Genomic DNA, 18,350 nt, shown 5'->3' with positions numbered 1-18,350 from the left:
ATTCAAAGAAAGGATGGTATAAAGAAATGAAAAAAAGAATAACAAATGTACTTCCCACATTATTTGCGGTTTGCTGCCTTGCTGGATGCGGCACGGTTATGGCAGAAGTACCGAAAACTTCTGTACCAAATGAAGCGGCTTATGAAAGCTCAGCCCAAGCCGTGGAAACAAATCAGGAGCTTTCAGATGAAGAACGGGCACAGGAAGAAAAGGTTCGGCGTGAGGAAATTGCAGAGCAGTATTCCATTTATAACGAGTTTGGGTTGAGTTACGACAAGGATAAAGACCGATTTCTCTATGATGGAAATATCGTCCGTTATTTTAACGACACTATCAGTGAAGACAGTACAAACGCCTTTGACGGTTCAAATGCTGTCGCATCGTGTCGAACGGCTATGTACTTCATGGCGGCTGCCTCCTGTCAGCCGCCGCACCTGCCAGCGTTACCGCGTCGCTCTCTATGAAGACAAAAAGAACGGCGGCTTTAATCTCTTAAAACCGCCGCATGAAATAAATAGGCATGGGAAATCGGTCTGCCCAGCAGCGGTTTTTTTCTTTTCTGCCGCTGGGCAGATTTCTTTTTATTGATCTCTATTCTAAATCACAAATATCACAAGAATGTCACCGCCTCAACCGACTTCGACAAGATAACAAGCGCAAATGTCACAAAACGGTGACATTTGAAAAACCGGGGAAATTTCCCCGGTTTTTCAAAACATAATATTTTTTTCCGATTTGTTTTGTGTACCCGCTGTGGTGTTATTTTGATTTATTAAATGGCGCAACAAATAGCACCATCATTACGATGATATATATTCCATAAAAAATATAGGTAATCGTGTTGCTCCATGGAAAACTTGCTTGCGGATTGTTCAAAGCAATGCCGATAAATATTACTGCAATCACCAGCATAATGACAGCAATAATTCTTGAATGTTTTTTAGTCATATCATTTTCTCCTTTGTTGATGGATTATCCTGCATAATTGTTTTGTATATCCAGCAGAATACTATGTTACTTTAATCGTTCCATAAGCGGATGCTGAATATCAGCTTTGTATGTCCATCTTGGCACCATAAAGCAGATAAGCAACACCATTCCAGCCACTAACACCAAGGGGATAACTGGATAGGAAAAAACAGCGTAAAAAGCCACCTGGCTAAATATCATAAACAGCACAGTATAGATAGCTGTTCCAACGGTTGCCACAAGGAAAATTGAAACACCCCAATAGTAGCAACCCTCCATAGATAACATCCGCTTGATTTGCCGCTTTGTCATTCCAACACTTTCAAGGATAGCTAATTCATAGCGCCGCGTGTTTACATTGACAACCATTGTATTGACGAAATTCATTACCCCAACCAGCAACAAGATTACGGACAGCCCTGTTCCTAAAACCTTTGCTGTAATAAGATAATCCCGCATTTCTTCTCGCCGTTCATATCGGGATATAACATCAATATTAGAGCGCGATGCGGTGATTAGCTTTAACTCTTGCAGTATACTTTCGTCCTGCTGCCCATCCGTATCAAAGGCAACCCGGAATACTCTATACTGTGGGAAAAGTTCTCGCAATGCCGTTTGGCTGATATACAAATCAGGAGCCGTCCCACGCTCTTGGCTACCACCTGCTCGGAAGCCGTCATTCAGAAAACCATTCGCTACAATAAAGGAATGTTGTCCGTCCTGCGTCTGGATTGTTATTTCCTGTCCCGGTTGAATAAGACCTTCTACCGTTTTGGACAGAAGCACAATATTCCCCTGTTCAAAGGCAGACATATCAACAGGCGAGTTTAAGGTTTTATTGATTTCCTCTAAATATGCGCTGTCAATTCCAAAAATCCCGCTGAAAAAGTTTTGCTGATAATTTTCTAACTTTGCCGGATCAGAAAAATCAATGTCGCTTACTCCGTCTAACGACATAAGGAAGTCATGAAATACGGTATCATCGTATAAAACTTCTGCCGTTACTTGAGGATAAGGCGCATAGGTCAGCCGCAAATTCTCAATGCCGTCAATCTGGCTTATCTCTGAAACCATTTCACTGGAAATTAAATCTTCATTTTCGTGGATACTGTATGTGAGTGCAAAATCGCTTACTCCCCATTGGCTCACGTAATTCTCCGGGCTTAAACCATGTAATAGCCCCGTGACGACCAGGAACAAAGAAAGTCCGAAAAATAGCGACGCAAAAACAAGGGTGGTACTCTTAACATTCCGAAAAACATTGTTCCACGCCATTCTGGATAACTTCATTTTGCCGCAGTTTTTGATGCTGGTCTTTGTGCTGGCTGCTGTATATCGAAGTGCTGCTATTGGTGAAACGCTCCCGGCAATTTTGGCAGGCTTCATGCTTGCAAACATAACTGTTATGAATGTAAATATGGCCGCTCCTATGAAAATAAACGGTGAAAAGGACACTTTTGTTCCCACATCGGAATTTGTCGAATACATCATATTCAGGAAATAAGGAACGACACCAAAAGAAACAATTGCACCGAGTAACAGGCCAGTCGGAATGCCAATACAAGAGATTTTGATTGCCTGCTTATAAATTATTCTCTTGATTTGCCTTTTGGTCGTTCCAATCGTTTTAAGGCGACCATAAAATTGCACATCTTTTACGACAGAGATATAGAGAATATTGTAAATCAGCAGGTAGCCGCTAAAAGATATAAAAACTGCTAAAACTATCACAGCTAAAATAATAGACCCACCATTTGCTTGTCCTAATGGTACAATTTCAAATGTTTGCTTTTCTGTAAAGTCAATCTTGCGCTGCAATCTCTCACAGTTTTTGTCAACATTATCGTTTCCTTGGAAACGGAGCATAGCGGTAACACTATTGTCCAGCGATACGTTTAGACTATCCTTAAAAGCGGCTGAAACATAAACATAGCCACGATTATTTGTGCGTGTTGAAATGTAGTCTGTATAATATCCTGACAGCGAAAAAGTATCGGTAATATAATCGTAGCTATTGCCGATTTGGTACGACAATGCAATTTCCATTCCTATTTGCGGATCAGAAATGCCCATCTGTCCAAGCGCCCATGTAGGCAGCATAACTTCGTTTTTGCTTGACGGGTAATTTCCTACAACACCTGATATAGTAGGCAGACGGTGGGCTTCCCACTCTGTATCATCTATCCATACCATACCTAATCTTGCGCTTTGCAGTTGTTGCGTGTCAATGCTGCCCAAACGTTGCTGTATGCCTACGTCAAGGACAATGCTTGCTCTTTCAATCTCAACCAACTGCTCGTCCGTTACATTTGTAATCCCAACATTTGCGGTAGTACCCATTAAACGAATTTGTTGCATTTGGTAGGTTTCAAAGTAACTAAAGCCGATGCTGAATGTTGTGGCTATCATAAATGAAGTTAAGGCCAAAGCGATGATGGCAAATAAATTTCGTTGCTGCTCGCGATGGAAGCTGCGTCGTGCCAGCTTATTAATGATGGCTCCATTGTTGTTGCCAAATAAAATATCATTCATCGTCTGCGCCCTCCTTATTTGGAAATTCTGCCGTCCTCAATGCGGATAATGCGGTCGGCAAGTTGGGCGACTTCGTTGTTGTGGGTAATCATCACCAGCGTTTGATGGAATTTGTTGCTGGTGACTTTCAAAAGCCCCAGTACATCGCTGCTCGTCCGGCTGTCCAGGTTGCCGGTCGGCTCGTCAGCCAAAACGATGGCGGGCTTGGAAACGAGAGCGCGGGCGATGGCGACACGCTGCTGCTGTCCGCCAGACAGATTGTTGGGCATACTGTTCAGCTTATCCCCCAGGGCCAGCAGGCGCACGACTTCATCCATGAATTTCTGATCTACGGTATCGCCGTCCAGCTCTACGGGCAGGACAATGTTTTCATAGACGTTCAGAACAGGGACGAGGTTGTAATTCTGGAAGATAAAGCCGATGTTGCGCCTGCGGAAAATGGTAAGCTGCTCGTCGTTCAGTTCAGCCAGCGCCTTGCCTTTCACCCTGACGCTACCGGAGGTCGGCACATCCAGACCGCCCATCATGTTCAGCAGAGTGGACTTCCCACTGCCAGATGTTCCGACAATGGCGACAAATTCTCCCTGCTCAACGGAGAGGGTCACGCCGTCCAGCGCCTTTGTGATGTTCGGTTCTGTGCCGTAATATTTTTTGAGATCAGTTGTTTGCAAAATGCTCATGGTAAGCACCATCCTCTCTGTGATGCCGCTATCATAACAGCCAATTGTCACAGAAATGTCACGACCCCTTAAGATTTCAGACTTTTTATCCGCGAGGCAAAAACACAGAAAATGTAGAACCGCTGCCTACTGTTGAAGTCACCTTGATATAGCCGCCCTGCATGGAGATAATCTCACGGGCCAGGTACAGCCCAATGCCGATGCCCTCAATGTCGTGTACTTCTTCCTCCCGATAGAAGCGTTTGAAAATCATCCCCTGTCTGCTCTCCGCTATACCCTTGCCGCTGTCTGCAATGTCAATTTTCACATACAGCTCCCAGCTTTGGACGGACACCCGAATAGTGCCGCCCTCTGGCGTGTACTTCACCGCATTGTCCAAAATATTAAACAGGGCTTCGCTTGTCCATTTCTTATCATGGGCCAGCAGTATATCGGATGGACAATCTACGCTGACATGAATTGTTTTCTTTTCGGCGTTCAGCAGAATACCGCCCAGCGCCGCCGCCAAGGTATCGTAGATCGGCTGCACCTTTCTGTCCAACGAGATCACGCCGGTTTCCAAGCGGGAGGTCTTTATCATGGCCTGCATAAGAAAGTCTAATTTGTCAAGCTGGCCGCTGGATGCCTGTAAAAACTCCTGACGTTTTTCTTCTGTCACAGACTGTTCAAGCAAAGTGGCATTTACCATCTGGAGATTTGCAATCGGTGTTTTTACTTGATGGGAAATGTCGGAGATCAATTCCTGCAAATCGGCCCGCTCTTTTGCTACACTCTCCCGGTTCTCCCGCATAACTTCATATAGGCGGACAAGCCGGTGATTGATTTTATAAAACAGGTTTTCTTCCTCATAGACCTGCGGAGGGGCCGATGCCCCGTCCAGCATACTGTCTATTGTTTCGCACAGCCTGTCCGAAAACAACACTAGCTTCCGGCGCAGAAAGGCCACGAAAAGGACTACACAGATGAACACCAGCAGGATAAACAGCAGGTCCAGCCACACGATAGCCGGATTTCTGGTAAAGAGGAAAGCCGCTGTAATGGTCATAATGGAGAGCAAAGCTAAAATGGCTGCCCCTACCGCACAGGCGCGGTTGATGGAAACATTCACTTCTTTATCCCCCCAATCCACATATAGCCCATGCCATAGACGGTCTTGATATATTGCAGACCGTCTATTTCAATTTTCCCCCGGATGCGGCTGATTGCAACAGTTAGGGCGTGTTCATCTACAAAGTTTTCGTCTGCGTCCCACAGCTTTTCAAGAAGTGCCTGCCGGGTTAGAACGATTTGCGGATTTCTTACCAGCACCTTTAGCAAGCGGTATTCCAACGGCGTAAAGATAACCGGCTCCCCTGCGAGGGTGGCGGTCAATTCCGAGAAATTGACGGATAGTGTACCGTCTGTGTAGCAATCGCCGCCTGTCTGCTTCTCGATGCGGCCCAGCAGGGCCGAAACCTTTTTTCGGAATACGCTGATCGGAAACGGCTTTGTCACATAATCGTCCGCTCCCAACTCAAAGCCTTTCAGCATATCGCTCTCCATGTCGTTTGCCGTCAGGAAAATCACGGCGGTATCTGGACGGCGCTCTTTGATTTCCATACAGAAATCAAACCCGTTTCCATCAGGCAAATTGACATCCAGCACGATCAGATCATAGTCCTGCACTTCACAGAAATTGACCGCCGCTGATTTTGACATAGCAGCGTCCACGGTGTAGCCCGCCGCTGAAAGATTGTAGCAAAGGGTATTGTTCAAAAGGCGGTCATCCTCAACGACTAAAAGCCTCATGGCCTCACTTCCTTTCCCTTATTAGGGTAACATGAAAATGTTACAGAAACCTCACAACAGTTTTCGTACTGCAATACACAGTCTAATTTTACGGAGATACGGCGAATAAATCAACACCCAGAATGTAAACAATAAAGATTAGAACCTGCTCTGTATACTTTGTTTCCAAGTCAAAAAGCAAAGTATACAATATAGATTGGTGATACAATATGGCTAACATTCAGGATTGTCCCGGTTTTGAACCCTTTGGGGAGGATGTCAAGGCGGCGAGGAAAAAGCGGCGGCTGTCCAGGCAAAAGGCCGCTGAAATGGCGGGTATCTCAACGGTCTATCTTATCAACATTGAGAATAACCACATCATACCGGCGCTACCAGTCATAATACAGCTCATTCAAATTTTCAATCTTCCCGCCGCAAAGTATTTCAACCAGCTTACCGCAGGGGAGGAACACGACCAGCGCCAGCGCATCAGCCGCAAGGTGATGATGTGTCCAGAAGAACATCTGCTGGTCATTGAGGGAGCATTAGACGGGGCTATCGAAAGCAAATAGAGGTCGCTTTGCGAGAACGCAGAGCGGCTTCTATTTTTTTGCGCTTTTTCGGAAATTTCCAGCCGTTGGCGCACAGTTTGGGTGTTCCAATTCGCTTTATTAGTACGGAGGACAGAGGAAGCGGAACGGGGGGAGGGGTAACGTAGCAAGCATAGGGAGTGTAGCCACACTCCCGGAAAACGGCCCGCCCCGGCCCCTGCCGGGCCGTGTCCGTTTTCGCTTGTTGGGATAATCCCAAACCCTTATGCAGAACGGAGGTGACGCATGGCGAACAGGAAGCGGAAGATCGTGCTGCGTGTCCCGGTGACGGCGGAGGAACAGGCGTTGATACAGCAGAAAATGGCCCTGCTCCATACGGCCAATTTTTCCGCCTATGCCCGGAAGATGCTGATTGACGGCTATATCGTCAACGTGGACACCAGCGACATCCGGGCGCAGACGGCGGAGATACAGAAGATCGGTGTCAATGTCAATCAGATCGCCCGCAGGGTGAACAGCACCGGCACAGTGTACGCGCAGGACATGGAGGACATCAAGGGGGCACTGGCGGAGATATGGCGGTTACAAAGATACATCCTATCAAGTCAACGCTGAAAAAGGCTCTTGACTACATCGAAAACCCGGAGAAAACCGAGAACAAAATGCTGGTGTCCTCCTTTGGCTGTTCCTATGAAACGGCGGATATAGAGTTTGAAATGCTGCTGGCCCAGGCGATGCAGAAAGGGAACAATCTGGCCCATCACCTGATACAGTCCTTTGCCCCCGGCGAGGCCACGCCGGAGCAGGCCCATGAGATCGGGCGGCGGCTGGCCGACGAGGTTTTGCAGGGGAAATATCCCTATGTGCTGACAACGCACATCGACAAGGGCCATGTCCATAATCACATCATTTTCTGTGCCGTGGACATGGTGAACTGCCGGAAGTACGTTTCCAACAAGCAAAGCTATTCGTTCATCCGGCGCACCAGCGACCGGCTGTGCCGGGAGCAGGGTCTATCCGTGGTGAAGCCGGGCCGGGACAGGGGCCAGTCCTATGCCGAGTGGGATGCCAAGCGGCAGGGCCGGAGCTGGAAAGCAAAGCTGAAAATCGCCATCGACGCCGCTATCCCCCAGGCCAAGGATTTTGACGATTTTCTGCGGCTCATGGAGAGGCAGGGCTATGAGATCAAGCGGGGGAAATTCGTGTCGTTTCGCGCCCCCGGCCAGGAGCGGTTTACCAGGTGCAAGACGCTGGGCGAAGCCTACACCGAGGAAGCAATCACCGAGCGCATCCAGGGCCGGGCCACGCAAGGCGTCCTCGCTCTCCGGCTCATAGTGCCTGCTCACCACCTTGCCATGCTCCGCCACCATCCCATAGATACCGTGATCGTACTGCTCATAGGAACAGCGGGTTTCGGTTCCGTCCTCAAATTTCAGGCTGACTTCCTGAATGGGAAGCGCCTGCTGTCCCAGCTTGGCGGCGTGCTGGCGGTAGTCCAGCTCATACAGATTGCCCATCACCTTGCCGTCCCGCAGGCCGGTGATCTCCACGGCGTAGGCCAAAATGTTGTCCCCCGTAGTAGCGTGGAACGCCCAGGTGTGGCTTGCCTGGCTCTCTTTCAGATAAACGTCACGCTCCCGGAAGCACTCGGTTCCACAGCGGCGGGACAGCCACAGCAGATGGGTATTTTCCTCGGTGGGATGCCGCGCCGCCTCCATGAACATTTCCATGTCATAGCGGAAGTCGCTCTTGTAATGCTCGGTGTTCAGCTCCATCACCGCCCCCAGGGAGGCGATGATGTCCACATCCTCATATTTTCGCAATCGTCACACCTCCAAATCCTGCGATTTATCCTTGGTGGGGGCTTTCGGCTGCTGGCCGTCCTTGGCCGCTTTCAACTGCGCCCGGATGGAGGGCTTTTCCTGCTGTGCTTGCCGGGCCTTGGCCTGCAATTCGCTGGGCTTCTCGCCGGAGAGGGGCCGCAGGAACGAAATGCGGTCAACCACCCAAAAGGTGTTATCGTTCAACTGCCGCTGCCACGCCCCGGCCTTGGGCGACCAACGGAAGCTGTTTTCTTTCAGGATGTTCCGGGTGGCCTCGTCGGGCTTGCCCTCAAAGAAGATTTGCAGGCGGTTGGCCTCCCGGTTGATCTCCACCGTGCCGCCGTCGAACTCCCAGCCCACAAAGACATTTTCCCGCTGGCGGGTCAACTGCTCGATGCGTGCTTTCAGGCGGCGGATTTCAGCGTTGTTATTGGACAACTGCCAAGGTAAAAAGGGGCTACCCCCGCCGCCCTCGGCCATGCCGGACTGAAACGCCTCAATGCTCTTTTGGGAGAGATGGGGACAGCCCTCCAGGGTCTTGTGCTTGCGGTAGTAGGCGTTCACCGCTTTCATCATTTCCTGTTGGGCTTCCAGCTTTTCCAGCTTGGCTTGCAGCTTCTCAATGGCGTTGGGGTCGTCGGCGCTGATGCCGCCCATGCCGATACTGCGGATTTTGTCAAGCAAGCCCTGAATGTGCCGCCATTCCTCCATATTTTTATCATCGGCGGCAAGCTGCTTCTGTTTTTTCTTCACAGGAAAATTGGCAGGCCCGGCGATCATCACGGAGGGGACGCGGGCGGCGATCTCATAGCCCCTGTTCATGTTCTGCGCCAGCAGGCGGGCGTAGGTGTCAAGAAGCTGGTCTATCTTATCGTGAAATTCCGGGTCAACCCGCTTCTTCTGCCGCTGGGCGATCTCCACTGCCTTGTCCACCATGCCGCGGTACTCCGCCGTGGCGCTGCCGGGCTGGTAGTCGTAAAAGCTGTTGGCTTCCTTGGCGCGGCGGGCCGCTCCCTCGTTGATGGTGTAATAATGAACGGGGGCCTGCTCCGTGGCCTCGGCCTGCGGCGGCTGTTCGGCAACCGGCTCCCCGGCTTCCTCCTTGGCCGCGACCTCACCGGGGGACGGGGCATTGTTCAGAACACCGTCGATCATGTTTTCGTTCTGCTCGGTGGACAGCTCGGCGGTACGCAGGGGATTTTCCCGCAAGAACTCCGGCACTTCCCGGAACCCCACATCATCGCAAAAATGGGCCTCCTGCCGGTCGCCGTGGCGAAGCACCACCACATCAGAAACGGAAAGGCTGTGTCCCGTGAAGTCGGCGGGGTGGTCGGTGTTGAATTGGCGGTAGATGCTTTCCAGGGTGTCGGTGTCCCGAAGCGGGGCGGTATATACCAGGTCATAATTCGCCGGGTCAACCGTCCGCCCGGTCGCCAGCAGGCGGTAGTACGGCTCAAAGCGGAAATCCCGTGTTTCCGGCCCGCCCCGTATCTGATAGATGGAAAAGGTGTTGTTCAGCTCCTTGTAGCGGTCGATGGCGTCCATCAGGGCGGCGGCACGTTCCCGGAGGGCGGCGGGGGCCTGTTCATCGTCCCGGATGCCCACGATCACCAGCTCAAAGGACGTGGGGCCAACCGCCTGCATTTCCCGTATCGTCCCGCCAATCTGATCTTCCCGGTTGGCGTAGTCTTTCATAAATTCCGGGTCATAGGCGCACATCAGGTCGTACAGCTCGGCGGAAATGCCCTCCGGCGTCGGCTCCACGGTGGGCGGGGCGGCTTGGGCCTCCCGTTCCGCCAGCGTCCGTTCCGCCCGCTCCCTCACATCGTCATTGAGGGGCAGGGAGTACAAATCGGAGGTAGAGGAAAAGCCCACATTGTTCATTACATAGTCAACCTGATCTTCTTTCAGCGTCCCAGCGGTAAAATAATCCTCCCTTGTGGGGGCATCGCTCACCTTGCCGCTGGCGATGTCGTGGGCCAGCCCCGTTTCCAGGTGGGTACAGATTTTCCCGTCAACGGCCAGGGTCACATAGTACCAGCCCATGTAGCCGCTCATATTGTCCGCGCCGTCGTGCAGCTCCACATACTGACTTTTTGAGGGGTATATTCTGCCAGTATATATTCATTCGGACTGCCCTTATGTCCCTTCCTGTACTTAATGAATCCAAGCTTGACCAGCTTATCCCTCGCCGCAATGGCTACCCTTTCCGTTCTGGTATCAACCATCCACATAAGGCGGTAGTTATCCAGCTGAATAGACTCAGGCCACTTGGCCTCATTAAATAACCCGAGGATTTCGTAATATAGCAGTTTCGCAGTCCCTGACACATAGTTCGTTTTCTGCCAGTTGTAAAAAGTGTTCAGATAGAAAAAGTACTTCCGCCCATTACTTTCCTTTGGCAAAGGCCTCACCTCCCCCTCTCCGCGTCCCCAAGGGGCTCTATGGCGTCCAGATAGTCCACGAACAGCTTTATGTATGTCATTGGCCTGTCACCCTCACTGCAAATCAAAATGGTAGATCCTCCTCTGAATCAAACCCCTCCATCTCCCCCGAAAGCGCCTGCTGCACCCACTGAGACTCCTTCTGAGGGGTCTCCTGCCGCTGTGGCGCGGCATATGTATCGCCTGACCCGCTCTCCCTTTTTGACCCGCAGAAGTGAACATTCTCCGCCACGACCTCCACCGCCATGCGCTTATTGCCCTGCTTGTCCTCATAGCTGCGGGTCTGGATGCGGCCCTGGAGGGCTATCATCTGGCCCTTCTGGAAGTATTTGCACACAAACTCAGCGGTACCTCTCCAGGCCACGATGTCAATAAAGTCCGCCTGGCGCTCGCCGCCCTCCCGGGGGCTGTAGGAGCGGTCTACGGCTATGCGGAAGCTGGTAACGCTTACACCGCTGGGGGTGGTCTTGAGCTCCGGGTCGGCTACCAGGCGGCCCATTAGTGCGACGGTGTTAAGCATTACCGCTCTCCTCCTCTATAACCAGCCGCCCCATCATTTTCCCTCTCCTGTTTCTGACAGTTCATACACAGCACGTGTCCGTAAGTTTTCCGCGAATAGTCCGCAGTCTGCTCCGGGGTACGGGTCCTGCCGTCCCTGCCTCTGACAGGCTGTAACCGTTTGCCGCAGCGGTTACAGATGGGGCCGGGCTTGTCCGGCTCAGATTGCGGGCGCTCTATATATTTGGTAGGGTCGTTCTGCCAATAGACGTCCCCCGCCATGCCCAGGGCCTTGCAGGCCACGGATATGGCGTCGGTAAGGGCCATCTTGTAGCACTCATCGCTGGTGTAAAGTCCGTTACGCTCCTTTGCCACAAACGAGCTGCCGCCGGTGCCAGGTATCGCTTCGCTCCATTTATCCTCGTATTTGACGTAAAGCAAAATATTACAAAAGGCCTTTATACTGCCCTCCGCGCCGGTTTCCAGCCACTGCCGGGTCATCTCATACTTCCACCCTATCCCACAGGGCCCAAAGCGCTCGGTAAGGGCTTTGATACGCCACATAGGCGAAATGTCAGATTTTCCCTTCATGCGCCCTTCCGTAATAGGCGTAAGCGCCTCTTTCGGCGGGGTACGCAGAGCGTTATATATACTCATATTGTCCATGCCTGTCACCTATCCTTCCTCCCATACCAGCCCGCCGCCGTCCATATCCACATCTATGGACAATCTCGGGTTATCAGGATCATACATTTTATAGTGCATTTTTTACGCTCCTTTATAGCGATTTTTGTCATTCAGCCTTGACTTACCACGGTCCCGGTGGTAAAATAAAGCTGAACATATTTCCTGCCGCTTTCCCGGTCCCCGCCGGGGGGCGGTTTCTTCTTTTTTATCCTGGCAGTCGCACCTCTCGCCGGGGTCCAAGTGTCCCCCACAGTGGGGGCAGGTTATATAAAAGCTCATTGTATTGGCCCCTTTCTCCTTTAGTCTATAATCAGTTCTCTGAGTATGGCAACCTGCTTTTTTCTAGTTGCGTCCCTGGCTGCGGCCCTGGCTGCGTCCCTGGCGGCCCAGGCTGCGGCCCTGGCTGCGTCCCTGGCGGCGTCCCAGACTGCGGCCCAGGCGGCGGCACTGGCGGCGGCCCTGGCGGCGGCCCTGGCGGCGGCCCAGGCTGCGTCCCTGGCGGCGTCCCAGGCTGCGTCCCAGGCGGTGTCCCTGGCTGCGGCACTGGCGGCGGCACTGGCGGCGGCCCAGGCTACGTCCCAGGCTGCGGCCCTGGCGGCGGCACTGGCGGCGGCACTGGCGGCGGCCCTGGCGGCGGCACTGGCTGCGGCACTGGCTGCGTCAAGCTCCTCATCACTGATCTCGCCCTTAAGCCATTTCCGCTTTGCTTCTATTGCCGCAACACTCCTTGGGTCAGGGTCCTCCACTAGCTTCAGCGCTTCCTCCGCGCACCGGCAAGCAAACTCATGCAGCTTTTGCTCCTCAATAAGCCCGGCCTTCGTTACTGCCCATATCTTATCCTCCGCGCTTACTTCGTCTTCCGGCAAGTCCAGGATATCCATAGCCGTCCACCGCTTCTTTCGGCTCCCTATCTCCTCCAGCCTCCTTGCTCCTTCAGCCGTCTCCAACCAGCACGGTCTAAAACCCTTGAATTCTTCTAAACTTATACTTTTCATGACTATTTTCAGCTCCTTTTCACCAGTTTTTCGGCAGATTAAATTCGCAGTGTCCCCCACAGTGGGGGCAGGTTATATAAAAGCTCATTGTATTGGCCCCTTTCTCCTTTAGTCTATAATCAGTTCTCTGAGTATGGCAACCTGCTTTTTTCTAGTTGCGTCCCTGGCTGCGTCACTGGCTGCGGCCCTGGCTGCGTCCCTGGCGGCGTCCCTGGCGGCGGCCCAGGCTACGTCCCAGGCTGCGGCCCTGGCTGCGTCCCTGGCGGCGTCCCTGGCGGCGGCCCAGGCTGCGTCAAGCTCCTCATCACTGATCTCGCCCTTAAGCCATTTCCGCTTTGCTTCTATTGCCGCAACACTCCTTGGGTCAGGGTCCTCCACTAGCTTCAGCGCTTCCTCCGCGCACCGGCAAGCAAACTCATGCAGCTTTTGCTCCTCAATAAGCCCGGCCTTCGTTACTGCCCATATCTTATCCTCCGCGCTTACTTCGTCTTCCGGCAAGTCCAGGATATCCATAGCCGTCCACCGCTTCTTTCGGCTCCCTATCTCCTCCAGCCTCCTTGCTCCCGCAGCCGTCTCCAGCCAGCACGGTCTAAAACCCTTGAATTCTTCTAAACTTATACTTTTCATGTTTTACTATCCTTTCAATTAAAACTTGATCACGCCAAAATAATCACATACGGTTGGTGTCATTAGTAATCCTCCTTCGCCGTTATGATATTATCCAGCTCATCATTGCAACATAAGCTTGAACCCCAGACCGTCTGAAACCGTACCCGACGCTTCTCCTTGGCCTTGCGGGCGGCGTAAAGGGCGCAGCATTTTTCTGCAAAATACCAGAGGAAGAAGAAAAGTGTCGCCACACGGAGACCGAGGATAAACAGGTTCAGCATATCCATGGTTATTCCTCCCCCGCCGCTTTTGCCTCTGGCAACTTGTCCAAGATATTGGCCAATGCTGTCGCCACCTCCTGCCGAGGGATAAAGCTCTGCGGCCGGAAATTGCCGTTTGCGTCGCCTAACATCACTTTCGCCGCCTTAACCTTCTCGATATTCCCCTCTGCCCACTTGCTTGCGGGCTTTTGGGCCTGCCGCTTCAGGTATCTCTCCATAAGCTCGGCAAATTTTTCGTCTGTCATTTCGTCGTCCTCCTTCTTATTGCTTGTCAGCGCCGGATAATTTTTATAAGCATAGTTCATATCAAACTCCTTGCCCTCGATAACGCCAGTATGACTGTACTGCCAAATGCCGTAGGGCTTCTTGTACTCGCAGACGTCATACACCTGGGCCACCCACTTGTCATATTTGTCAAGCCTGGGGCTGTCAAGTATGGTGTCCAGCCACACCACCATGGAGTAGATCCCGACATAAAGCCCTGCCGCTTCCATGGCCTTGCAGAAAACCTCGCATATGCTCACAAGGTCCGCACCGGCCTGCAGATCATCCTCCACGTCGTACCATACCCCATAGGCAGGCTTGCGGCCGGCCAGCAGCCGGAGCATATGCTGGGCTTCGCTCCTCGCCATATCAGTGTCCAGGGCGTAAGAGTAGAGGAAAGCGCCCCAGGGAATACCGGCAGCTTCGGCCTTGCGCACGTTCTCAAAGAACTGTTTATCATCTTGGTCGTGGGAATCGCTGCCGAAACCGCAGCGGATAAGTACAAACTGGACCCCCGCGCGCTTCAAAGCGCCGAAGTCAACAGCATTGTTCCATTCGGAGATGTCAACGCCGAATTTTTTTAGAGCCATTTTATCCTTCCTTTCTATTATAAGAGCTTGTCCCTCGCCCCGAAGGGCGTACATCAGTACGGCGGAGGGTCGCCGTGGGGTATGCCGTAGCCTTCTGGCTTTGTCTCATGGTACAACACTGTGCACTTGCGGGGACATCCCCAAAGCTGCGTATGTATGCGCGACAGCGTGTCACTGATCCCGAAACGGTTAATCGCCACAGTTTCCGGGGTTGCCTCGGCGTAACAAACAAGAGTCTTCGGCTCGCCGATGTCTCTACCGCGTTTATCTAACATTTTTATCACCTCGCAAAATGTATATTTCGGTCTGGGATTGTCCTATTACTTACCGCAGACGCAGGAACGAGAGCGCTTTTTCTTTCTCTCTTCGCCGGGCATAATATCGTTATCCGTGCCGACCGACGTAATAAACATGCCGCCGCCATGTATCCGTATGGTCTCCACCTTCGCATTCAGCGGCTTGCCATAGCCGTCCATCACAATGTTCACGATATAGGTATCTGCCGTATTCCTGGTAACGTCTAACATTTTCAGCAGCGTGTTGACCGTCATTTGCTTTTTCCCCCTTGCCTTTTCGTTCGTGTCGTGGTATGCTTTTAGTGAACGTGCTCACTTGCTGCCCGCCTGAGCTGGTGCAAACAGCAATCGCGGGTCATCATATTCGAATAAATCAAGAAGTTTTACAAGAACATCATACGAAGGTTTCCTTTGCCCAGTCTCAATCATTGAAACAGTTGGCTTTTTCACGCCTACCTGCTGAGCAACAAACTCTTGCGTCCACCCTCGCGCGATTCGCTCTTGTTTTATAACTAAATCCATGGAGCCTCCTTTCTCTTGATTTATTCACTCTCAGTGAACGGCTATATTATAGTACACTTATAGTGAACTGTCAAGGGGGATATTTTATGTTTGATTCTAAAATTTTTGGAGAACGCGTCAGAAAGCTGCGAAATGATGAAAAGATATCGCAAACGGCTTTGGGTAATAATCTTGGAATAGGAAAATCTGCTGTCAGTATGATAGAAAGCGGACAGCGCTCAGCTTCCATCGAGGTTGCAACTCAAATCGCAAATTATTTCGATGTTCCACTGGACTACCTTTTGGGCCGCGGTCCATTTGCCTGTTGGGACAAGGTGATGAAGCACCACGACTATATATGCAAACAAATCGTGAAAGAGGAGCCCTTTTGGAATGATTTTCCTGTCCCATTGGACAAGCTGTCCGAAAGGCAATTTATGGCGGTTGTCGGTGCTACATTGGATAACATTGAGTATAAGGAAAAGGACGGCCAGGAGCATTTTACGCTGACTTTCTTTCCGCTGTATGTGTGAGATGGTGTCGGTTTGTCCTATGTCACAATTGTACGAGCCCATAAAAGAATCCCATCATGAGCGCCACGGCCACTAGTCCCACGATGGCGTAGAACCTGCCGCCGTCCATGGGCTCCCATTCCAGCAGGAATGTGGTGCCTGTGTGAAAATTGATTCTCAGCTTCAAGAAAATTCCTCCTTTCGTCTTGCGGCCCGCAGGAGGAAGTGGTATTACCCCCGAACAAGAATATAGGAAATCTGATTATGTTGAAAGAAAGCGGAGACCTTATCAGGAGAATGTTGTAATGTTCGCATGAAGGAAGTAGTTTTATGGCGGATATCGTATATGGTCCGAGGTAAGTCGCCAGAATGGACCGAAAGTTTCAGCGCGTGATTGAGATATTCGTCCGGATTGCTCTCGGGAGCATAGGGCGGCAGAAAGAACAGCTCGATTTTATCCCGATGCTTGTCTAGCCAGGCTGCGGCTTTCTTCCCGTGGTGCACCTTTAAGTTGTCCAAAATCAGGAAAACCTTTTGGTTGGAGGTCCGAATCAACCGGTCCATAAATTGGATCAGGCGCTGCTGGTTCATGGAATCCTCGTACATCATAAAGCGAACGTCCCCCTGCCTGCTCAGGGCGGAAAGCATATTCAGCCTCTCTCTTTTCGTTTCCACCGACAGAACAGGAGGCTGTCCTTTGGGTGCAAACCCGCGCTCACAGTTCGAGCAGTTGTCGATTCCAGTCTCGTCTCCCCAGTAAATCACGGCATTTTCTGCCTTGGCCCGCTGGTCGATGGCCGGATATTCTTCCTCCCGCCACCTTTAGATACGGGAAGGATTCTGTTTCCGGGCACGCTTGACCGGACGCTGGCACGTCAAGCCCCAGCGCCGCATATAATCCGACACACTGCCGTCCGAGATCTTTTTCCGATACCTTTTCCAGACGTATGCACACACTTTCTTCAGCGTCCACAGACTCCCAGGAATGCCGAATTCCTCTGGGCGGCGGGTAACAATCGTTTCCCGTATTTCCGCCTGCTCCTCCGGTGTCAGAAGCAGATGCGTCCCCTTCTGGAATCCGTGTTTCTTCGGTTCCAGCGCTTTGTCTCCCTCTCGCTTATATGCCGTCCATATTTCGCTGGCGCGACTCTGCCGTACTCCGGTTAATTCCTCTATTTCTTTCCCGGTTTTCCCCATCTTTTTGAGGCGTACGACCTGCCGGCGTATCTGCTTGAGTTCTCCACTTTTCAGTTTTCGTAAATCTATGTATTCCATACTCTCTATTTTACCACTTTCTACTGCTTTTTTCTAGGTCGTTTTTCAGGAATAATATAATGTCCTCATGCAAGCTCGTTGAGTATGCAATGGGCTTTGCTAGTTTCCGCTTCCTGCTGGCATCAGGAAGCGGAAACGCTTTATAAAGTGGTAAAAGCTTCCGGGAAAAAGCGTGGGGCCTTACTCGTCCAACAGATCAGGCAGATAGTCAACTGCGTGCCCGGATTAAGGTAGCAGCCTATCACTAACAGGCAGGAAAGCCAGCAACACGCGTGCTGTTAGGGTCTGAAGGTGCAAGGCGTTCTGGTAAAAAAAGTCTAGAGTATGCGTGCTCACAAAGGCCTGTGGGCACGTTTGCTTTTCACCCCGCCCTGTCCTGGGGCCGAACGTCTACGCCCAGCAGGTAGTCGATAGTGCAGTCAAACATATATGCAAGCTTAATAAGCTTGCCACTAGGAATCTCAGTTCTGCCAGTTTGCCAATTTAGCAAAGTTTTACGGCTTACTCCCAAGCGTTCGGCCAGTTCGTCTTTCGTAAGGCCAAGACGAGCTCGTTCGGCTTCTATATTCGGGTAATCCATTTGTGTCGCTCCTTTCTCATACAGCGTTATAAAACGCTTGACAAGGGAAAAACATTTCACTATAATGCTATTGTCCCTTTTTAGGGGCAGAAAGGGGATGATGCCATGCGGAGAAATCGGCAAGGCACTCTTTTTGCCCAGACGTTCCAGACTGTGAAAGCGGCGTCATGCGTAAGGGGCAATAGCTGAACCGAAACTGCTAAAGTGAAACGGCGCGTCATAGAAGCATGTGGCTTTTGCATGTGAAGATTCATCGACACCGGCATATGTACTGGTTCCGCCCAGATCAAAAGGGGTATGCCACTGATGGCCAAACGAGTGTGCTCGGCAAAAACATACGCCATCAGGATGAAAGCCCTGCAACGTGTTCTGGTAACAAAATTCGGAGTAGTCGCATCTGTAAAAAGCCTACAGATGCGATTTGCTTTTCCCTTGTCAAAGCTGCTTGCAAATTGATTTGAGAATCTCAAATCTAAGTACATTATATTCAAGTATT

23 protein-coding genes and 2 pseudogenes are annotated in these 18,350 nt (G+C 51.3%); 5 read left to right on the top strand and 20 right to left on the bottom strand.

Annotation, left to right across the window (positions count from 1 at the left end; all coding sequences use genetic code 11):
- The first annotated feature begins 26 nt into the window (after positions 1–26).
- The gene (locus ADH66_RS19905; RefSeq protein ID WP_157130583.1) at positions 27–464 is read left to right on the top strand and encodes a hypothetical protein; all 438 of its coding nucleotides are present in this window, start codon (positions 27–29) and stop codon (positions 462–464) included.
- Between the two features lie 295 nt (positions 465–759).
- Here ADH66_RS19905 and ADH66_RS05725 read toward each other — a convergent pair whose 3' ends face one another.
- The 5 genes from ADH66_RS05725 to ADH66_RS05705 form a co-directional block, all read right to left on the bottom strand.
- The gene (locus tag ADH66_RS05725; protein WP_066534543.1) at positions 760–948 is read right to left on the bottom strand and encodes a hypothetical protein; all 189 of its coding nucleotides are present in this window, start codon (positions 946–948) and stop codon (positions 760–762) included.
- Positions 949–1,014: 66 nt separating this feature from the next.
- On the bottom strand, positions 1,015–3,501 hold the full coding sequence (locus ADH66_RS05720) for an ABC transporter permease (RefSeq protein WP_066534545.1): 2,487 nt from the start codon (positions 3,499–3,501) through the stop codon (positions 1,015–1,017).
- Positions 3,502–3,515: 14 nt separating this feature from the next.
- A complete protein-coding gene (locus tag ADH66_RS05715; protein ID WP_066534547.1) occupies positions 3,516–4,181 on the bottom strand; it encodes an ABC transporter ATP-binding protein in 666 nt (221 codons plus the stop codon).
- An 85-nt stretch (positions 4,182–4,266) separates the two neighbouring features.
- Positions 4,267–5,226, bottom strand: coding sequence for a sensor histidine kinase (locus tag ADH66_RS05710; protein ID WP_236757233.1), 960 nt, complete (start codon positions 5,224–5,226; stop codon positions 4,267–4,269).
- A gap of 59 nt (positions 5,227–5,285) precedes the next feature.
- The gene (locus ADH66_RS05705; protein ID WP_066534556.1) at positions 5,286–5,969 is read right to left on the bottom strand and encodes a response regulator transcription factor; all 684 of its coding nucleotides are present in this window, start codon (positions 5,967–5,969) and stop codon (positions 5,286–5,288) included.
- A 209-nt stretch (positions 5,970–6,178) separates the two neighbouring features.
- Between ADH66_RS05705 and ADH66_RS05700 the strand changes: the two genes are divergently transcribed.
- The 3 genes and pseudogenes from ADH66_RS05700 to ADH66_RS05690 all read left to right on the top strand — a co-directional run.
- The gene (locus ADH66_RS05700; protein WP_066534557.1) at positions 6,179–6,520 is read left to right on the top strand and encodes a helix-turn-helix domain-containing protein; all 342 of its coding nucleotides are present in this window, start codon (positions 6,179–6,181) and stop codon (positions 6,518–6,520) included.
- Positions 6,521–6,784: 264 nt separating this feature from the next.
- Entirely contained in the window at positions 6,785–7,114 is a 330-nt protein-coding gene (locus tag ADH66_RS05695) for a plasmid mobilization protein (protein ID WP_066534560.1), read from the top strand.
- Positions 7,075–7,803, top strand: a pseudogene (locus ADH66_RS05690) (relaxase/mobilization nuclease domain-containing protein); the annotation flags it as partial. The gene ADH66_RS05695 and the pseudogene ADH66_RS05690, both read left to right, overlap by 40 nt.
- Positions 7,804–8,325: 522 nt before the next feature.
- Here ADH66_RS05690 and ADH66_RS05685 read toward each other — a convergent pair.
- The 11 genes from ADH66_RS05685 to ADH66_RS05630 form a co-directional block, all read right to left on the bottom strand.
- A complete protein-coding gene (locus tag ADH66_RS05685; protein WP_236757198.1) occupies positions 8,326–10,407 on the bottom strand; it encodes a YodL domain-containing protein in 2,082 nt (693 codons plus the stop codon).
- Positions 10,377–10,727 (bottom strand): hypothetical protein, encoded by a 351-nt coding sequence (locus tag ADH66_RS05680; RefSeq protein ID WP_066534570.1) that lies wholly within the window; start codon positions 10,725–10,727, stop codon positions 10,377–10,379. Before ADH66_RS05680 ends, ADH66_RS05685 begins: the two co-directional genes overlap by 31 nt.
- 103 nt (positions 10,728–10,830) lie before the next feature.
- Entirely contained in the window at positions 10,831–11,286 is a 456-nt protein-coding gene (locus tag ADH66_RS05675) for a single-stranded DNA-binding protein (protein ID WP_066534575.1), read from the bottom strand.
- Complete coding sequence (locus ADH66_RS05670; protein WP_066541601.1) at positions 11,286–11,930, bottom strand: hypothetical protein; 645 nt, start codon at positions 11,928–11,930, stop codon at positions 11,286–11,288. Before ADH66_RS05670 ends, ADH66_RS05675 begins: the two co-directional genes overlap by 1 nt.
- Positions 11,931–12,250: 320 nt before the next feature.
- Positions 12,251–12,946, bottom strand: a complete 696-nt coding sequence (locus tag ADH66_RS19900; RefSeq protein ID WP_066534579.1) for a putative immunity protein — start codon at positions 12,944–12,946, stop codon at positions 12,251–12,253.
- Positions 12,947–13,054: 108 nt separating this feature from the next.
- The gene (locus ADH66_RS19895; protein ID WP_157130584.1) at positions 13,055–13,573 is read right to left on the bottom strand and encodes a hypothetical protein; all 519 of its coding nucleotides are present in this window, start codon (positions 13,571–13,573) and stop codon (positions 13,055–13,057) included.
- A gap of 62 nt (positions 13,574–13,635) precedes the next feature.
- Positions 13,636–13,842: a hypothetical protein gene (locus tag ADH66_RS05650; RefSeq protein ID WP_066534582.1), complete on the bottom strand. Its 207-nt coding sequence runs from the start codon at positions 13,840–13,842 to the stop codon at positions 13,636–13,638.
- 2 nt (positions 13,843–13,844) lie between these two features.
- Positions 13,845–14,690 (bottom strand): GH25 family lysozyme, encoded by an 846-nt coding sequence (locus tag ADH66_RS05645; RefSeq protein ID WP_066534584.1) that lies wholly within the window; start codon positions 14,688–14,690, stop codon positions 13,845–13,847.
- A 53-nt stretch (positions 14,691–14,743) separates the two neighbouring features.
- Positions 14,744–14,965, bottom strand: a complete 222-nt coding sequence (locus ADH66_RS20585; protein WP_088364379.1) for a hypothetical protein — start codon at positions 14,963–14,965, stop codon at positions 14,744–14,746.
- Between the two features lie 45 nt (positions 14,966–15,010).
- Positions 15,011–15,241, bottom strand: a complete 231-nt coding sequence (locus ADH66_RS05635; RefSeq protein WP_066534589.1) for a hypothetical protein — start codon at positions 15,239–15,241, stop codon at positions 15,011–15,013.
- Positions 15,242–15,298: 57 nt separating this feature from the next.
- The gene (locus ADH66_RS05630) at positions 15,299–15,508 is read right to left on the bottom strand and encodes a helix-turn-helix domain-containing protein (protein WP_066534591.1); all 210 of its coding nucleotides are present in this window, start codon (positions 15,506–15,508) and stop codon (positions 15,299–15,301) included.
- An 86-nt stretch (positions 15,509–15,594) separates the two neighbouring features.
- Between ADH66_RS05630 and ADH66_RS05625 the strand changes: the two genes are divergently transcribed.
- Positions 15,595–16,020: a helix-turn-helix domain-containing protein gene (locus tag ADH66_RS05625; RefSeq protein ID WP_066534593.1), complete on the top strand. Its 426-nt coding sequence runs from the start codon at positions 15,595–15,597 to the stop codon at positions 16,018–16,020.
- A gap of 22 nt (positions 16,021–16,042) precedes the next feature.
- Here the strand turns inward: ADH66_RS05625 and ADH66_RS19890 are convergent, their stop codons facing one another.
- From ADH66_RS19890 to ADH66_RS05610, 4 genes and pseudogenes are all read right to left on the bottom strand, one after another.
- On the bottom strand, positions 16,043–16,186 hold the full coding sequence (locus tag ADH66_RS19890; protein ID WP_157130585.1) for a hypothetical protein: 144 nt from the start codon (positions 16,184–16,186) through the stop codon (positions 16,043–16,045).
- A 44-nt stretch (positions 16,187–16,230) separates the two neighbouring features.
- Positions 16,231–16,800 (bottom strand): annotated as a pseudogene (locus tag ADH66_RS05620) (IS630 family transposase); the annotation flags it as partial.
- A gap of 21 nt (positions 16,801–16,821) precedes the next feature.
- Positions 16,822–17,274, bottom strand: coding sequence for a winged helix-turn-helix domain-containing protein (locus ADH66_RS05615; RefSeq protein ID WP_084384191.1), 453 nt, complete (start codon positions 17,272–17,274; stop codon positions 16,822–16,824).
- Positions 17,275–17,635: 361 nt separating this feature from the next.
- Positions 17,636–17,854 carry a helix-turn-helix transcriptional regulator gene (locus tag ADH66_RS05610; RefSeq protein WP_066534596.1) on the bottom strand — a complete coding sequence of 73 codons (219 nt, stop codon included), beginning with the start codon at positions 17,852–17,854 and terminating at the stop codon, positions 17,636–17,638.
- Between the last annotated feature and the right edge of the window lie 496 nt (positions 17,855–18,350).

The sequence above is a fragment of the Acutalibacter muris genome (assembly GCF_002201475.1).
Lineage (GTDB): Bacteria > Bacillota > Clostridia > Oscillospirales > Acutalibacteraceae > Acutalibacter > Acutalibacter muris.
Note: the sequence above shows the minus strand (reverse complement) of the source record. Positions and strands in the feature narration are given on the sequence as shown.

Coding starts and splice junctions, on each gene's coding strand:
- ADH66_RS19905 (WP_157130583.1), top strand. CDS start 27: ATGAAAAAAAGAATAACAAATGTACTTCCCACATTATTTGCGGTTTGC.
- ADH66_RS05725 (WP_066534543.1), bottom strand. CDS start 948: ATGACTAAAAAACATTCAAGAATTATTGCTGTCATTATGCTGGTGATT.
- ADH66_RS05720 (WP_066534545.1), bottom strand. CDS start 3,501: ATGAATGATATTTTATTTGGCAACAACAATGGAGCCATCATTAATAAG.
- ADH66_RS05715 (WP_066534547.1), bottom strand. CDS start 4,181: ATGAGCATTTTGCAAACAACTGATCTCAAAAAATATTACGGCACAGAA.
- ADH66_RS05710 (WP_236757233.1), bottom strand. CDS start 5,226: ATGACCATTACAGCGGCTTTCCTCTTTACCAGAAATCCGGCTATCGTG.
- ADH66_RS05705 (WP_066534556.1), bottom strand. CDS start 5,969: ATGAGGCTTTTAGTCGTTGAGGATGACCGCCTTTTGAACAATACCCTT.
- ADH66_RS05700 (WP_066534557.1), top strand. CDS start 6,179: ATGGCTAACATTCAGGATTGTCCCGGTTTTGAACCCTTTGGGGAGGAT.
- ADH66_RS05695 (WP_066534560.1), top strand. CDS start 6,785: ATGGCGAACAGGAAGCGGAAGATCGTGCTGCGTGTCCCGGTGACGGCG.
- ADH66_RS05675 (WP_066534575.1), bottom strand. CDS start 11,286: ATGCTTAACACCGTCGCACTAATGGGCCGCCTGGTAGCCGACCCGGAG.
- ADH66_RS05670 (WP_066541601.1), bottom strand. CDS start 11,930: ATGGACAATATGAGTATATATAACGCTCTGCGTACCCCGCCGAAAGAG.
- ADH66_RS19900 (WP_066534579.1), bottom strand. CDS start 12,946: ATGAAAAGTATAAGTTTAGAAGAATTCAAGGGTTTTAGACCGTGCTGG.
- ADH66_RS19895 (WP_157130584.1), bottom strand. CDS start 13,573: ATGAAAAGTATAAGTTTAGAAGAATTCAAGGGTTTTAGACCGTGCTGG.
- ADH66_RS05650 (WP_066534582.1), bottom strand. CDS start 13,842: ATGGATATGCTGAACCTGTTTATCCTCGGTCTCCGTGTGGCGACACTT.
- ADH66_RS05645 (WP_066534584.1), bottom strand. CDS start 14,690: ATGGCTCTAAAAAAATTCGGCGTTGACATCTCCGAATGGAACAATGCT.
- ADH66_RS20585 (WP_088364379.1), bottom strand. CDS start 14,965: ATGTTAGATAAACGCGGTAGAGACATCGGCGAGCCGAAGACTCTTGTT.
- ADH66_RS05635 (WP_066534589.1), bottom strand. CDS start 15,241: ATGACGGTCAACACGCTGCTGAAAATGTTAGACGTTACCAGGAATACG.
- ADH66_RS05630 (WP_066534591.1), bottom strand. CDS start 15,508: ATGGATTTAGTTATAAAACAAGAGCGAATCGCGCGAGGGTGGACGCAA.
- ADH66_RS05625 (WP_066534593.1), top strand. CDS start 15,595: ATGTTTGATTCTAAAATTTTTGGAGAACGCGTCAGAAAGCTGCGAAAT.
- ADH66_RS05615 (WP_084384191.1), bottom strand. CDS start 17,274: ATGGAATACATAGATTTACGAAAACTGAAAAGTGGAGAACTCAAGCAG.
- ADH66_RS05610 (WP_066534596.1), bottom strand. CDS start 17,854: ATGGATTACCCGAATATAGAAGCCGAACGAGCTCGTCTTGGCCTTACG.